The sequence below is a fragment of the Vibrio sp. B7 genome (assembly GCF_963888765.1).
Taxonomy (GTDB): Bacteria; Pseudomonadota; Gammaproteobacteria; order Enterobacterales; family Vibrionaceae; genus Vibrio; species Vibrio anguillarum.
In genome coordinates this window covers 12,508-28,405 of record NZ_CAWPKR010000039.1, presented here as the reverse complement: position 1 = coordinate 28,405, position 15,898 = coordinate 12,508, and the positions used below count along the sequence as shown (strand labels likewise).

Below are 15,898 nucleotides of genomic sequence, written 5' to 3'. Positions count from 1 at the left end.
ATTCCTTTTAAGTTAAGACGCGCCTGCACGTTGATGCATTTCTCTGCAACAGTCACTGATTGTTTCACGGCAACCGTCGATTTTGTTTATCTGAAATAGTAAATATAGGTAGGTTCAGCAATTTTCAATAGTGGCGTATAATCAGCCAATACGTTTGATTGATGAAACACACTCCATTTGGGGTGTTTTGAGAGCCTATTTTGCTAAGTTATCGCCACAGTTTTCACGCGGGCAACCACGCGGATGTATTAAAGCATATCGTACAAAGCCTTATCCTCAATGCATTACAGCAAAAAGAGAAGCCTTTTGTTTATCATGACACCCACTCTGGCGTGGGCCGTTATGACTTGACCCATGAATGGTCAGAAAAAACCGGTGAATATAAACAAGGGATTGCTCGTATTTGGCAACAAAATGTAACGCCACCAGCCATTCAAAGCTACCTTGAGGCAGTAAAAGCGCTCAATGAAAGCGAAGAGTTACGCTACTACCCCGGCTCACCGCGCGTGGCGCGTGCTCATCTACGCGCGCAGGATCGTATGGTGCTCACTGAATTGCATCCGAGCGATTACCCTTTGCTCGAGCAAGAGTTCCACCGAGATCGTCAGGTATCGATTTACAAAGAAGATGGTTTCCAACGCTTAATCGGTAGCCTGCCACCGAAAGAGCGTCGCGGCTTAGTGTTGATCGATCCCCCTTACGAATTGGCCAAAGAGTACAGCGATGTCGTAAGAGCCATTGCCCAAAGTTATAAGCGCTGGGCGACGGGTATCTACGCCATTTGGTATCCCGTAGTGAATCGCGACACCATTGATGACTTGCTTGAAGGGCTGGCAAGCCTCGGTATTCGCAAAATCTTACAAATTGAATTGGGCGTGTCGCCAGACACCCATGAACGTGGCATGACCGCTTCAGGCATGATAGTGATTAACCCACCGTGGACACTGGAAGGGCAAATGCAGGAAATTTTACCGTTTCTTCAGCAAGCGATTGCCCCGGTAACCGGTCATTTTAAAGTCGAATGGGTTGTACCAGAATAAACTGACCCAATCTATCAAAGAAGTAGAGAACCTTTTTCGCCTTGCTATGGTTGCCAACACCGTACAAAACCAAGGTCAAACAGGATGAAAAAAGAATAATGGAGAAAGTAATGACAACGCATTTTGATTATATCTGTATCGGTGGTGGCTCTGGTGGTATCGCTTCAGCGAACCGCGCGGCAATGTATGGTGCGAAAGTCGCACTGATTGAAGCCAAAGACCTTGGCGGCACTTGTGTCAACGTCGGTTGTGTTCCGAAAAAAGTGATGTGGCATGGCGCGCAAATTGCTGAAGCAATGCACCTTTATGCCAAAGATTACGGCTTCGATGTCGATGTCAAAGGATTGGATTGGTCAAAACTGATTGAGAGCCGCCAAGCGTATATTGGCCGTATTCATCAATCATACGACCGCGTATTGGGCAATAATAAAGTGGAAGTGATCCGCGGTTTTGCACGCTTCGTTGATGCAAAAACCGTAGAAGTAAACGGTGAACACTACACAGCAGACCATATCCTGATTGCCGTTGGCGGACGCCCAACGATTCCGGCGATCCCAGGGTCACAATACGGCATTGATTCCAATGGTTTCTTTGACTTGACCGAACAGCCTAAACGCGTCGCGGTTGTGGGCGCAGGTTATATTGCGGTTGAAATCGCGGGCGTACTCAACGCACTCGGCACTGAAACGCACCTTTACGTGCGCAAAGAATCACCACTGCGCAGCTTTGATCCCATGATCATCGAAACACTCACTGAAGTCATGGCGGCGGAAGGCCCAACATTACATACTCATTCAGTGCCAAAAGAAGTGATCAAAGAAGCCGATGGCAGCCTGACTCTACACCTTGAAAATGGCCAAAGCCAAAACGTTGATACGCTCATTTGGGCAATCGGCCGCCACCCAGCAACCGATGCGATAAACCTAGCAGCAACGGGTGTGGCAACTAATGCACAAGGCTATATTAAGGTTGATGAGTACCAGCAAACCAACGTCGCGGGTATCTACTGTGTCGGTGATATCATGGAAGGCGGTATCGAGCTCACACCAGTAGCCGTCAAAGCAGGCCGTCAACTTTCAGAGCGCCTGTTTAATGGCAAAACCGATGCGAAGATGGATTACAAACTAGTCCCGACCGTGGTCTTTAGCCATCCGCCAATCGGCACAATTGGCCTCACCACACAAGAAGCCCAAGCGCAATATGGCGAAGAGAATGTCAAAGTATATACCTCTAGCTTCACGGCCATGTACACTGCCGTAACCTCTCACCGTCAACCATGCAAAATGAAACTAGTATGCGCTGGCCCTGAAGAAACCGTTGTTGGCCTACACGGCATCGGTTTTGCGGTTGATGAAATGATTCAAGGCTTTGGCGTAGCCATGAAAATGGGCGCAACCAAAGCCGATTTTGATTCAGTTGTGGCAATACACCCAACGGGTAGTGAAGAGTTTGTTACCATGTAGATCGGTGTCTGGAAAATCCACCCTGTAGATTTGTAAACTCTGGAAAACATACTAGCCTCTATGTATATCAAATACATTGGAGGCTGGTATGGTTACTGTCGTAAATTCGAACAATTTTGACGTTCCCCGAATCTATCCGCCTTCAAGTAAATCAACATCTATTCATCTAACTGGGTTTCCTACCTTTTACTCCAAAGACCACGAATATCTACTACCAGTAAACCTTTGGCTCAATTATTTAGTGAACATTCGAAAAGCAGCCGATATAACAGCAAGTGTTCGTGCCCTTAAGAGATATTGGCAGTTCTTAGAATCGAATAATTATTCCTGGGACAACTTCCCTGCGAACGACTACTTAAAACCGACCTATCGATTCCGAAATGATGATCTGTTAAAAGCGGCCAGATGTGGTGAGATTGCCTTTTCTACAGCGTCTATGTACATTCTTCATGTTATCAAATTCTATGAATGGGCAGCTCATGAGAGATTCATAACCTTCACTGAAGAGAACAAACCATTTAATTATCAGATAGTCCATATAGCTAACTCTGGGATGATGAGCCACAACAACCCTAGGTTTGCAGTACGTTCAACTGACCTCAGAATCAGAAAACCAGCAAGAAACGAACAACAAAAACTCAATCCATTATCTCAACAAGAACTACTTTTTTTCGCTGACTGCCTTAGAGAATGTTCCGACGAATTTATCATTCATCAATTACTCCAAATACAGTCTGGATTGCGCGTTGAAGAAGCTTGTACATTTCCATTTTCTATTGTTGAGATGCCTAACCCTCATATTCATAGATATGAAGTAGAAATTGGTATTCACAATGGTGTACACACAAAATTCAACAAAACACGTAAAGTCGAAATACCCAACCAGCTAATGCGAAAAATGTATGATTACTCGGTTAGTGAACGTCGACTAAAGCGAGAAAAGAAAACAGATGGTGTAAATAAAACACTACTTCTGAATAATCTTGGAAACCCTCTTTGCAGCAATAACATCCAACAACATTTTCGTCGATTAAGACATCATATTCAAAATAAACATAATATTGTTTTTAGTCATCGGACTCACGATTTAAGGGCTACTTATGGTACCTATCGCTTGGATTCATTGTTGGATCACCTTCCAGTTAGTGATGCTTTAGCTTTAATTATGGGATGGATGGGGCACAAAGATGATAAAACCACATGGAAATACCTTCGATATTTAAGAAAAGAAAAAGCAAATCAAAATGCAATTGTAATGCTTGACCAAATATTGGAGGAAGCAATGTTATGACTTACACGCCTCCTAAGCTAACAATCAAACTTCGCACAGGAATCAAACAAACGTTCACTTATGACTTCACTCGTTTTTTCTACAAAGGAGTTGCTTTTAAAAAAGACTTACAGCGAGCAGAATCTGCACATCGAGATGCTGATGTTCTGAGATGGTACAGAATATTTACTGAGACAAACGAATACTCTGATCTGACAAAACAAAGCTACCTAAGAGATTTTGCGAAATACGTTCGCTTTTGTGATACGAAAAGACTTAATCCGGAAAGCTCTGCCGCAGTTGAATCATGGGAGAGACACTTAATAGAGCAAGTTCGTATATCTTCAATGAACGTCAATTCTGCGCGGAAAATGATTTCTTGTTCAAAAAAATGCTTGGAAATGCTTGGTAACCCAAGCTCAGAATGGTTCTCTCCTTATGGATTATTTCGCTCTGAACCTAATCCTACTCAAGGTTATTCAGATCGAGAGCTGTCTTCCTTAATCAAAATTATCAACTCATTTTTCAGACAGATATACAAACAAATCATGACGAACCCAAGCATACATTTGAATGCCTCAACCAATAAAAGAACTGCGACCTTTACCTACAACAACCATACACATGGAATCGCCTCACCAATAACAAAATGCTTTAGTGCCGCCTACTTCATGTTGTCCTATTACACTTGGGGCAATACAACCGTCCTCCTCAACATGACAAAGCCGAAAGAAAAAATATTTGAAGGTGGTAAGTGGTTTGAGCAAAGTGTTTTAAAGCCTAGAGCAAATAAGTATGTATCTATATCGATTGGGGATAACGGTACATTTCATGTTCCCAAAATAGCACTTGGATTTTTTGAGCAGCTATTGCAACTTAGTAGCCTTATTTCTTCGGATCCTCATTTGCTCTGGCAAACCAAAAGAGGCCATATTGCACCTTTGGAACAAGGACATATACAAACCTTCTCTAAATGGCTGTATGAGACGTTTGATCTAAAATCTGATGATGGTGAGCCACTACGGCCAATGGCTTCGAAATTTCGTGCAAGTGGAAGTTACCGCTATTTAGCAAAAACGGGAAATGCAACTGAAACAGCATTGCTCTTAGGCAACACCCCATACACGTTATCAAAGCACTATTCTTCTGGCAATCAGGTTGAGAACCAAAAACAATTGCTTGCTGCAACTCACACAATTGAAGGCGCAGCTCGATGTTCAGATATTAATGCTGCAAAAGAATTTGCAAAAAAAGAGTTGGGGGTAGAAGTTCTTCCGTACGAGGAGTTCCTTGCAAAATATGCAGATAAGCACGGCGAAAAAACGATTATAGGAACAGGCTGTAAAAATGTCTATTCCAGTCAGGCTGACAAATATCGAAGGAGGAATCACTTCAGCCCGAAAGACTTTAACGTTGACCACCTGGCTTGTTCTGACATTCATAATTGCTTCAATTGTGAAAATCAGGTCATCATTGAAAGTATTGAGGATATCTGGTGTTTACTGAGTTATCGAGAATCGATCATTGATTCAAAAGTTCACCACCTCAGTGAGCAGCATTTTAATAAAAACTATTCAGACCTTTTAAACTCGATCAATCGAATTGTCTTCACCATCCATCCCAAAGTAAAAAGATTAGCAGAAAAGAAACTGCAGAATGAAGGAAGACACCCTCTATGGCCAGAAGGAATCAACATCGATTTTTAAGGACTACCTATGACACCATTGTTTGAACTACCTAAAAACATACTCAAAGAAAACATTTCCGAATATAAAAAGGTAATAGAGTTGTATGTAAATAAAAATTTTAGAGAATTAGATAATGTAGTCGTAACTAAAAAATATGATGGAAGCCCTCAAAGCTACTTTGGCGATGAAGAATGGAACTTTTCCGCTTACTTAGATGCCAGAATAGTCCATAAAAAACATACTGTATTTTCATCATTCTCAGATGAGAACTTGGCTAGAGAGATGAAACTTATCTGTTTCTCATGGCTTTACATATCCGGTCATCATAGAAAAGGGGCAGTAATTAAACCAACAACACTTCTCGCACGCTTTTCAAAACTATCTCAAGTATATAAATTTATTGAAAAAAATGGCTTTTCTTCTATTAACGATCTTTCATCAAATATTGTTTTTCTAGAATTTCGTAACCACCTTCAATCCCAAAATTATCAGCATGCTCAAGTAGCAGCAATCTATAATACATTGACAAGTATACAAAGAGTTAGTAGATACCTTCCTATAACATTCACCATACCACCAGATCAAAATTCGACTAAGTTCTCCTTTGAATTAACAGGAAAAAATAAAGAGGAAGGATCTAATCAATTTTATGCTATGCCAACTAGAATAATGGAAAGGATATACGGCTATTGTTTTAACATCATTGATGAATACTACCCATATAGAGAAGCACTTCACGAACTATTACATGACTTAAGAGAGAACTACGTCGAAGGAAAAAGGCGAGTTGATGAAAAAGTTGAAAGTGGAATTTGGAAATGGATGAGCAAAGATTCTTATGACTACAGAGTAGAAGTCAACAAACACATGCCTTCAAAATATAAATCCATAATAGATGCTCATTTAGAAAATACGCCTCTCGGCAATAAGCTTCCTAGAGATGCACGCAACCTCCAAAGTGCAATTATTGAATTACAAACGGTCTGCTTTATCACCTGTGGGGCTCTGACAGGAATGCGTCGTTCAGAATTATATTGCCTAAACTCGAATAGCTTTAGAGAAAAAGAAATATATGGTCGAAAATATTACGTTCTTCGCTCTGAGCATCATAAATTTACCCAAGGAAGAGGAAAACCTGCTGAGTGGGTAACAACTAAACTAGCTGGAAAAGCCATTGATATTGCAGAAGCTCTTTCTAGATACATGCGAATTCAGTTGTTAGAAGATGAAGATCCCATGAGTGAGTATAACTCTTCATGCTTGTGGTTGGGACAAGGACGAAAATCACAGAAACCAGTAATCACACAAGACAATAATATGAGGAAACATTTTCGTCGCATATGTCAAAAAGCAAATGCCATAATCACTGAAGATGATCTTGAAGAGTTTCGTCTCATCAATCCCAATAGAGAGCCACAAAGGGCCGCTGAGAATTTAAAAGTTGGTAATATCTGGCCATTAACTACTCATCAACTACGCAGAACTTTTGCTGTATTTTCAAAACGTCATAACCTTTGTCACGATATTGCGATAAAAGAACAGTTCAAACACCTAGATCTACCCACAACAGAATGGTATGGAGAAGGTGGTCTTGCCAGCAAAATAAAAGCACTACAGATCGATACAGAGCTTCAATCATTCCTCAATGACGTAATCCAAGAGTCTACGACACAAAAAATTCATGAATGGTATAAAGGCTGGGGTTCAGGTCAACTGATGGGTCATATGGCCGGCTCAATCAATAAAAACCGAATATCTCTTCACAAAAAATATAAATCATGGGATGCGATTAATGGGCATGTAAAAGCTGGTCGATTAACCCTTGTAGGCACGCTACACTCTTACTGTATGGCTGGCTACGAATGCCAGATGCATAAGGTTAGTTCCCCAGCCAACTGTATGAGCTGTGAAAATCAGCTCATAGATAAAGAAAAAGCTGAAAACTGGAACAAACGCTATCAATGGGTATGCAAACAAGTTCTTGATATGGAAGCAATCGGTTCGTTAACCGCTTCCATGTATTCACATTTTATTACCCAAATCAGAGCCGCTGAAAAAGTTCTCCACAAATTTCAGATTCCATTCACAAGGTTTGAGATAGGCAACGGTAAATATGAGCAAATCCCAAATTACGAAGGTTGAACTAGAGCAAGCACTAAAAAGAATCCTATCGGGAAAAACTCACCGCGTTGATCCTGCGCGGAAGATTTCAGTTAAAGCGGTAGAAGAAGAAGCAGGGCTAGGCGATGGCTCTGCCTATTACTACAAAGATATTGTTCAAAAAATCAAAAAGGCTGTTGTTCTTAACTCACCGAAAATCAAAGCTAAAAATGTGTATGAAGATAAAATCTCTAGCTTAAGAGAGCGATTAAATAAAGAAATTAAGCTGAAAGAAAAGTACCGAGATCAAGTTGAAGATTATAAAGAGCAGCTAGTAAACATGGCGAGTCAGCATAATCAACTGGCCTTAATGATCCAACAGTATCAGTACAAGATTGCAGAATTAGAATCTATAGATAAAGTTCATAAATTAGAAAAACTGACGATTAGCGAACTAAAAACCTAAAAATCAACGTGTCGGAGAACATTAAAGTTTGATCATTTTTGAGGTTCGTTAGTACTACGAAGATTGATGAAGTGACAATAAAGATGCTTAATTTTTAGCCAGTTTAGGGGCAGTTGTGAGTTACGACCCATAGAGCATCTGACTTTTTCGGATTCTAGTATTGCAACCATACAACCACCCTACATATGACTGTTCAAATTCCCTTACCCACGACAAATAGTCTTATGTAAGGTGCAGCGACGTTGGGAGTGCCAACTATTGAGGTAACACATCCTCTTCTCAAGATCTATAGAGGTTCACCTTTATCTCTTTAAATACATCACTAATTTTCCAAGAGGAAATTATTCCTCTTGAGTCAAGCCAAGTGACCAATACCTGATTCTCGGGTGTGTCTTTTAGTCTTGGCGTATGGTATCCACTAGTTATTTCGGAATATGGCTTAGGTAGACTCGCCAATACATCACGTACCTCATCATTACTCAAACAAGTGTGATATTTATTGAAGAGTGCAATTTGTATCGATATCGGCGAAGAATGCTTGATAAGTATACTAGCTATATCTCCATCAATGTTTGGTAGATTTGTATCTGAATTGACGATGATTGAACCAACAAGTGCAGAACGCTCTGGAAGATCAACTAACGAATGTAAATCCATCAGTTCGACGACTTTTATCTTGTTTTTCTGAGAAATATCCGACTCAAGCAGCTCTTCCAAGAAATCATCTTCTAATGAAAAGTCTTCTGGCCCAGCCAGAAATGTATCGATATTATTTGCCGCAAACAATACTTGCAACTCTCTTTCGTTGAGCGCGTTTAGACTATCAGTACAAAATTCGATTTTCGCTTCCTGAATTAATATTATAAGCTTTGTTGGTTCAACCCCTTCTGGAAAATGTGTAAATGACTTGGGTAAAGCTCGCACATACTCTTTGTAGCTAATATCAGAAAGAGAATTCGCGTTAAGAAGAAAAGAACGTATAGACTTCGAATCACTATCACTCGGGACCGCTTGTTTCAGGATAGCCAATCTAACAACGTCTCGATCGAGATACTCAACCAAGCTTTGTGCTTCAAAACATTCACTTGCCATAAATAAAAGGCAATTTTCCCAGTTTGGCACAATCATAGTTAAACTGAAGAGCATAGAATGTAATCTATCGGGCACATCTTCTAACGTCGGTAATTGTTGCGTCTGTTGCTCAAGAAACTCTTGGATCGTATTGAGGTCAATCTCTTCACGGCGAACTACGTCCAAAATAGCGGATGTTTCTTCTTCAGTATTAGTTTGGATAGCCAAAAGAATATTGCGTAAGTAATTGCCAAAATTACTCTCAATTCGCTCTATCAAGACAGTACTGTTCGTCGCACGTATTGCCGTGAAGTTCCTTGTATGCAATGGGGTGATATCTTCCTCTCCCAATATCGCTTGATAAGCGAACTCTATGTTCGCTAAGGTAAGGTCAAAAAGCCCCTCTTCAAACATTGAGTTCACAATGTCAAAGTGGTCTTTGATTGCTTCGAAGTCTTTAACGTCAAAATTGAGGCAAACGAGCCGCTCTGGATCGAGCTCAGGCGAACTAATCAGAATATCGGAGAGATTCTCTGATACAAAAACGGGGAATTCTTCAAAATCTCTTGAAATGGATTTAAGTGAACGTTCAGTTAATCCCCCAATCAGCTGAACAACGTGTACAAGGCTATTTGGGCTAGAAAGTACAGTCAGTACAAAATCACTCCAGACATTAGCTAACTGTTGGAGAAATTTTGGTACATAACTCCCGCTGCTGTAATAAGCCATAAAGAAGTCTTCACAGTTGGAAAACTCTTCCATAATGTACCCTAAAAGCCTCTCTAATTGACTTTGGTAACGGTGTTGATCACTCAACAGAGTGTCAACAAGCGAGATGTTTAAAGCGTAACTTTGTCCAAAGTCCTCATCTCTCATTGCCGCAATAACTTCGTTTGGATTATCAATAGGAAAATCTGGCTCTGGCGTAATAAATGCACGTATTTTAATGAGAAATTTATTGTCATTAGGAGACAATCGACCAGAATGAAAAAGTGAGGTGTATTGGTAATAGGTATCGTCCAGATAACCTTCTAACAGCAGAAACCGAGCAAGCTCTCCATTCTGACCAAACTCCTCGAAAAACTCCTGTAGATGGTCGCCATTCAATCGTAATTGTTCATGGAATTTCGCAGTTCTAAGCCCTGCAACCTTTGGTCTTAGATCTCGTATTGCTCGTAGAGTTTTGGTTTTATTTTCCTCTGCCTTATGCTCTATCTCCTCTTTGCGTTGAAGATAAGTTTTGTGCTGGTCTACATTATCTTGGAGTGCAGAAACATCCAAGCGACTATTTGGACCATGAATGTTTCGAGAATAGATGTATCGAGCCTCGATCAGCTCTTCAAACTTTCCAAAGCCTGTCAACTGGGCAGTAGTCACTTGATTATTTTGCTCGATACCCACACTAATGGTGTGTGGTGGCAGCATCTCAATTAGAGCCATCGCATATATTTGACGCAACTCTTTTAAGTCAGCAGGAGTTTGACGTTCAGCGATATCAAGTTGCTTTTCGAGTGAAGTAATTTCAGCTCTAAATTTTTTTTCTCCGTGACTTATTAACTCATCTTGGAAATTCAATATTGTGGCGAGGGTCCCTTCGCCTCGGTGTAATTTTTCGAAATCCCGTGGATAAACATTTTTGTAGATCAAAACGGCAAGGAGTTTATTGGCGTCGAGCAAATATTCTCCATCTGTTTTCAAATTATCAACATAAATGCTGTATTCATTAAAGATGTTTTGAATCAACCGTAGATCGTTTAAATAACGTGATACCTCTCTAAGAAACTGACGATCAAGGCCTTCGTTAAGCGCAAGTCTCGCTCCTACCTTCAAGACCATGTCAATTGAGTTCGATGAGTTGATGATCGGAATAACTGGAATGATAAACTCGAAAAACTTGGTTCGCTCTGTGTTCGCAAATATGTCATCGCGTAGTGCATATAGGAATCGAATATGACGTTTTACGCCTGAATTTGCGTTAACAAGACCGTTAATTTCACGCAACGTAACGAAAATATCAGTATTGTCGAATCGGTCTAGATCCTCGATGATTACAAGATCGTAACTAGTTTCCTGGAAAAAGTAGATTATCTCGTCTAAATGACGATTCAGTATTGAGGATTCATCATCACATGCGGGCTTAATTTCGACATTTTTTAGCGAAATACCCTTGAGTGACAAACCAAAGCTCGCGACATAGAAGTGATGTAGTATCCACCAGAGGAATGCTGTAGCAAACACAAAAAAACCTAAATTGACTGAGTTTTCGAACGCAATAGGTTTGAAATAAGTACCACTGATGACTCCTTCCCGCTGCTGAAACACATACCAAAGCGCGAACATCCCCAACAAAATGTACAGTGACTTAAAGATCGACCCAACACCAGGCGACTGAATTCTCTTAAAGCGAGATAACGGGAGTTTGTTTGCATCAGCCCCGTAAAGCATCTGCTGTAAAATACTCCTCTCGATCTCCTGACGATCCACAGTTTCTGCCTTCGTTTCAGCTTCGGTAATGAAAGTCGCGAGAGAAATATGAAGAACTGGCCGTCGATACGTCTTCAAAAAGGATTGAATAATGCTGCTCTTTCCTGAGCCATAAGGGCCCGTCAGGGCTATATTTGAGATTTTAGAATTGTTCGTTGCAAATCGTAACGCTTCTGAGTAGGTGCCTGCTTTATCCGCGTCATCAGTTGGAGCCAGATCTACAAACTTCGATTGCATATCTTTAGCGTTCTCTTTTCGTTCCAGCCAAGATACTGTCTTATCAAGCCCTTTAATGAGCCAACGTACAAATGAGGTGATAATCTTATTCATATATCTGTGATTATTGGATTTTAAAAAAAATAGGGAAAATAATGACGGTAGGTATTCTTGGCTCTCAATATTTTGGAATTTAAGCACAAAAGGTATTTGAACCATCTCTATATAACATGACATTAATGATGTTTAACTGCATCCGAAGCTAACTCATCATTCATCTGTCATGCACATCCTATCTACCACGTATAACACTAGCACTGATTTTCTTTATTAAACATACATATAACAAAAATAACTATAGGTGTGACAGGTTTTATCTGGGACTGCGGTCTCTATCAAATATAAGTGATGTTTCATTACAGCTTTCTTGATCCTATAGTCACCAGACCATTAGAAAAAATAGGCCAAATGATGATTCAGTGACTTAGGCTTCAGCAGTAGCTAGCTCAGTGTTAGACAACAACTTCTAAGCCACCATGAAACCTCCCTCAATGAACCTTTCTCAACAGTCATTAATTAGCATGCCACACCATAAATTCACATAAAATGCAGGTCAAATTTTTTTAATTTTGTTCTATCACAGTGGTGACGCGCTATTTATTTTGATAGATTATCTAATTAGCATTGATTGAGGATGATTTATGGCTAAGAAAATAGAATATTTTAAAGATCCTCAGACGGGGATTATGGCTCTAAAAGAAGTAACGGTGAAGGGATTGGGTAATCACATAGTATATGATCACTCGACTCATTATTCTTATATAGAGTTTACTGATAAAGATAACATCACTTACAAAGCAACTAATGTTTATGTACCTGATATCATGCATGTTGAACTAGAAACTACAGGGGATTTTTATTTCAATTACGGTATCGATAAGCATGCGGTCAATTATTTGTTAGCCCTTAATTCTAAGGGTGAAAAGCGCGCTAGCCCACATTATTATTTTTTCTGTAGAGGGCTATTAATCCTCATGTTGATTCTTACAGTATTTGGTATTCCCTTGATTTTATTGGATTGGTTGATGTCTTATTCCAGGTACAAACAGCAGAAAGATAACCTCGCTAGGTTAGGGTTTGATGAAGAAAGTTGTGTAGTGTATGGCGAATCATAAATTAAAGAATAAGCTGCTACGCCTTTATTATCAATCATCATTTTACTCTTAAAGAAAAAAGGCATAAAAAAGAAAAGCTTGATGATTATGAGATAAATTAAACATAAAGCTCGTTGTGCGTATAAGCAACAAGTAAACATTCGGAGTAATCAAGATAATTGGAGTACATTCGTTCTTGCGTTAATCTGTTCACATAACCCCTGCCAAGTGAACTGGCAGAGGTTATGTGACAAACTTTATTGGAATCAATCACGCTATATTGTCTGCCGACAGTTGTTTTATAAAATAACAGAGTGATTATTCAAAATGATGCTTCTACACGATGATGCCGTGAGTTACAAAGCAGATGGTAATAACGTTGATTGACATCTAGAAAATTTTTAGCAGCATCATATATCAATGTAATTGAAAATACTCTGCAAGTGAATTTATTTTAATCTAACCGGAAAAGGAGAATAGATGTCGAAAGGATGTCTATGAAACACACGCAAGGAAGATTAACTTTGCTCGCATTCTCTTTTCAAGCAAAGAAACGCCAAAGAACCCATATTACAGATGCTAAAACAGAGATGACGTTAATCACCTTGAGCATACCTATTGCACTTTCCGCGTTTGTAATCTTCTTATCGAGAACCTCTATATAATCTTCTATCGCTCTGTGTGCGTCAGCACTTTTATCTCGCAAACGACCCATCAAACTTTTGTACTCAACTTTGATAGAAGATAGTGAGCTACTTTCATTGCAGAGTATCCACCAATAAATCATACATATCGCGATAGCTGCTATGCCAATTCCCACATTTACAATTCCTGCTTCAGTCGCGTTTGCTAAAGATTTACTCGACTGAATCGCCAGAGTGCGAGTCGCTGTAAGGTATAGTGCACCTGGAATCATTAAAGCCTTAATTAATGACGAAGATACAATATCATTAATCTTCACCATATATTCTCGGTAGCGTTCTTCATGTTCTTTACGAAGATCATCAAACGAAAAACCGACTACATAAGCATGGTAAGCATCATCAAATCGACTAGTAAATTTAGTGAAGTTCAGTAAAAGATATTCGAATCTTTCTTTCTCAGGAATATGCCCTAAAAGACCGACTAGACTATTCTGCAAAATATGAGTTTTACCATCTTTATGAGAATCACTATCCAAATCCTTCAAAATTCTGGTAAACCTGTCTAGTCCATCAAACTCCTGCTTAAGTACTTTTGGATTATAAATACTTCTCAGCGTTAACTTCTTACGATATAGAAACGTAATTTCAGCAATACTTCCTGAGTGGTCACAGCACCCTTTTAATGTTTTCCAAATCTCAGAGATCTCAAGGTAATGCTTGATTTCACCAGAAGGATTACATTCATCATCCATTGAATCATAAAAGCTGTTGCTGTCAGCTGACTGGTAAATAATAAAGCTTTTGGGTGGTGTTACTGGGTTAGCTTGCACTAATTTTTCAATTGAAGAAAAAACAGGAGCGACTTCACCACGGAAATTGAATTCAAAAGAAATATCCTTCCCGTATTGAGCTTCATTAACAGTTTCAAGTTTACGAACCCTAAGATTCCCATTGATCGTAACCATCTCATGAATAAAATTATCTTCGACACCTTGAGTAAGGGCTCTCAATAGAGCTTCATCCAATACAGCAGTAGCTTGAAGTTTGGACCCATCCGCACTCCATTTTGGTTGCAACTGTTGAATTAACTGGTGAAGCTCTTTGGGGCTCATTACTATTGTTCTCCGGGAAATCTTCGTTTCATTTTATGGACAATGTCTTTAGGCAAATTGCTCAATTTAATACTTTCTTCTTCTGGATCCCAAACTACAGACTGATTGATTATCGCTGAATCTTTAAATGTCACTCGGTAATCATCTGTTTTGACGATTATATCGTCGAATTTATTGATTTCAGCTTTATCCAAACCAATACATTCACTTAACTGATAAACATCCTGAGCTACCTGGACAAATAACTTCTTTTGTTCCTCATCTTCAAAAACAAATCCGGCAAGGTTAGCAATTTCAGCTTGTGCTCCACTATGAAGAATTGCTGCATTACAATAAGACTGAAGCTTATCAGTAGCCGCTTTTGTCTCTTCAGAGGTGAAACCTAAACGTTCACATACATCTTCTAATGCAACGATCAAGTTAGCACTATCAGTTTTTGAGTCACTTGGCTCTGTACAACCAATAAATTCTTGGAAGAATTTTCGAACGTCACTGCCTCGACCAATTTTAAACGAAATCGGTCTTTCAGTCCCATCTCGTTCTGCATTAATAAAGCTGCTGATATTGATTCGAGCACCTAAGTTGAGAGAATCCAAATTAATTTGATCAATCTCTTTCAAATCAAGCTCTTCATCAATGTCAACACCGTTAATTCGGTGCAAAAAAACTAGCCCAAGATAACGTTGGGCATCAGGTTCTTCCTCATCATCGCCATTAAGTTCAACCGAGTAATAGTAAGTCAATAGGAATCCGTCTTTAGCGTTTTGTGCCTGACCTCTACTCAGTTCACTTGCTAGAGCAGTACCTAGACTAGCGCCAAAGTTTCGGAAATTAGCAATATCAAAGGTTTCTTTATCAAGGTGATCGTCTAATGTTCTTGCGAAAAAAGGACGTTCGGGTTCAGTATCAAAGCGACCAACACGCATTCCTGTGGTGTTAAATAAAGATGTCAGCTTATCTTTCGTTGTTTGAGTTAAACCTTCTATGCGGTTTTCGTTCTCTCGCGTTGTTGATAATGCTTGATTGCGTTCACCTCTTCGAATAGAAGAGATAACAAGGTTATGAAGTGCACTAGCCATTACGTTCCCAATTTCTTATAAGCAAATGTGTGCATTATATTTAAAATATTTTTCAACCACTAAAACTAAACTCACACTAACGGTGAATTATTTGTGTATGTGTCACGCTAT

Annotated in this window: 10 protein-coding genes; 7 read left to right on the top strand and 3 right to left on the bottom strand. The window is 39.6% G+C overall.

Annotation, left to right across the window (positions count from 1 at the left end):
* Positions 1-200: 200 nt before the first annotated feature.
* The 6 genes from AACV32_RS16075 (at position 201) to AACV32_RS16050 (ending at position 8,027) form a co-directional block, all read left to right on the top strand.
* Positions 201-1,040, top strand: coding sequence for a 23S rRNA (adenine(2030)-N(6))-methyltransferase RlmJ (locus tag AACV32_RS16075; protein ID WP_013855685.1), 840 nt, complete (start codon positions 201-203; stop codon positions 1,038-1,040).
* A gap of 110 nt (positions 1,041-1,150) precedes the next feature.
* Complete coding sequence (gene gorA / locus AACV32_RS16070; RefSeq protein ID WP_170895490.1) at positions 1,151-2,503, top strand: glutathione-disulfide reductase; 1,353 nt, start codon at positions 1,151-1,153, stop codon at positions 2,501-2,503.
* An 88-nt stretch (positions 2,504-2,591) separates the two neighbouring features.
* Positions 2,592-3,794: a site-specific integrase gene (locus AACV32_RS16065; protein WP_029189983.1), complete on the top strand. Its 1,203-nt coding sequence runs from the start codon at positions 2,592-2,594 to the stop codon at positions 3,792-3,794.
* The gene (locus tag AACV32_RS16060) at positions 3,791-5,479 is read left to right on the top strand and encodes a hypothetical protein (RefSeq protein WP_029189982.1); all 1,689 of its coding nucleotides are present in this window, start codon (positions 3,791-3,793) and stop codon (positions 5,477-5,479) included. The genes AACV32_RS16065 and AACV32_RS16060 overlap by 4 nt, the downstream gene beginning before the upstream one ends.
* Before the next feature lie 9 nt (positions 5,480-5,488).
* Entirely contained in the window at positions 5,489-7,603 is a 2,115-nt protein-coding gene (locus AACV32_RS16055; RefSeq protein ID WP_019281271.1) for a hypothetical protein, read from the top strand.
* On the top strand, positions 7,575-8,027 hold the full coding sequence (locus tag AACV32_RS16050) for a hypothetical protein (protein WP_013855678.1): 453 nt from the start codon (positions 7,575-7,577) through the stop codon (positions 8,025-8,027). The genes AACV32_RS16055 and AACV32_RS16050 overlap by 29 nt, the downstream gene beginning before the upstream one ends.
* Before the next feature lie 279 nt (positions 8,028-8,306).
* Here AACV32_RS16050 and AACV32_RS16045 read toward each other — a convergent pair whose 3' ends face one another.
* The gene (locus AACV32_RS16045; RefSeq protein ID WP_013855677.1) at positions 8,307-11,912 is read right to left on the bottom strand and encodes a YobI family P-loop NTPase; all 3,606 of its coding nucleotides are present in this window, start codon (positions 11,910-11,912) and stop codon (positions 8,307-8,309) included.
* A 587-nt stretch (positions 11,913-12,499) separates the two neighbouring features.
* Between AACV32_RS16045 and AACV32_RS16040 the strand changes: the two genes are divergently transcribed.
* The gene (locus AACV32_RS16040) at positions 12,500-12,973 is read left to right on the top strand and encodes a hypothetical protein (protein WP_013855676.1); all 474 of its coding nucleotides are present in this window, start codon (positions 12,500-12,502) and stop codon (positions 12,971-12,973) included.
* Between the two features lie 520 nt (positions 12,974-13,493).
* Here the strand turns inward: AACV32_RS16040 and AACV32_RS16035 are convergent.
* Positions 13,494-14,708, bottom strand: a complete 1,215-nt coding sequence (locus AACV32_RS16035; protein WP_041947038.1) for a hypothetical protein — start codon at positions 14,706-14,708, stop codon at positions 13,494-13,496.
* A 2-nt stretch (positions 14,709-14,710) separates the two neighbouring features.
* On the bottom strand, positions 14,711-15,787 hold the full coding sequence (locus AACV32_RS16030) for a nucleoid-associated protein (RefSeq protein WP_013855673.1): 1,077 nt from the start codon (positions 15,785-15,787) through the stop codon (positions 14,711-14,713).
* Positions 15,788-15,898 lie beyond the last annotated feature (111 nt).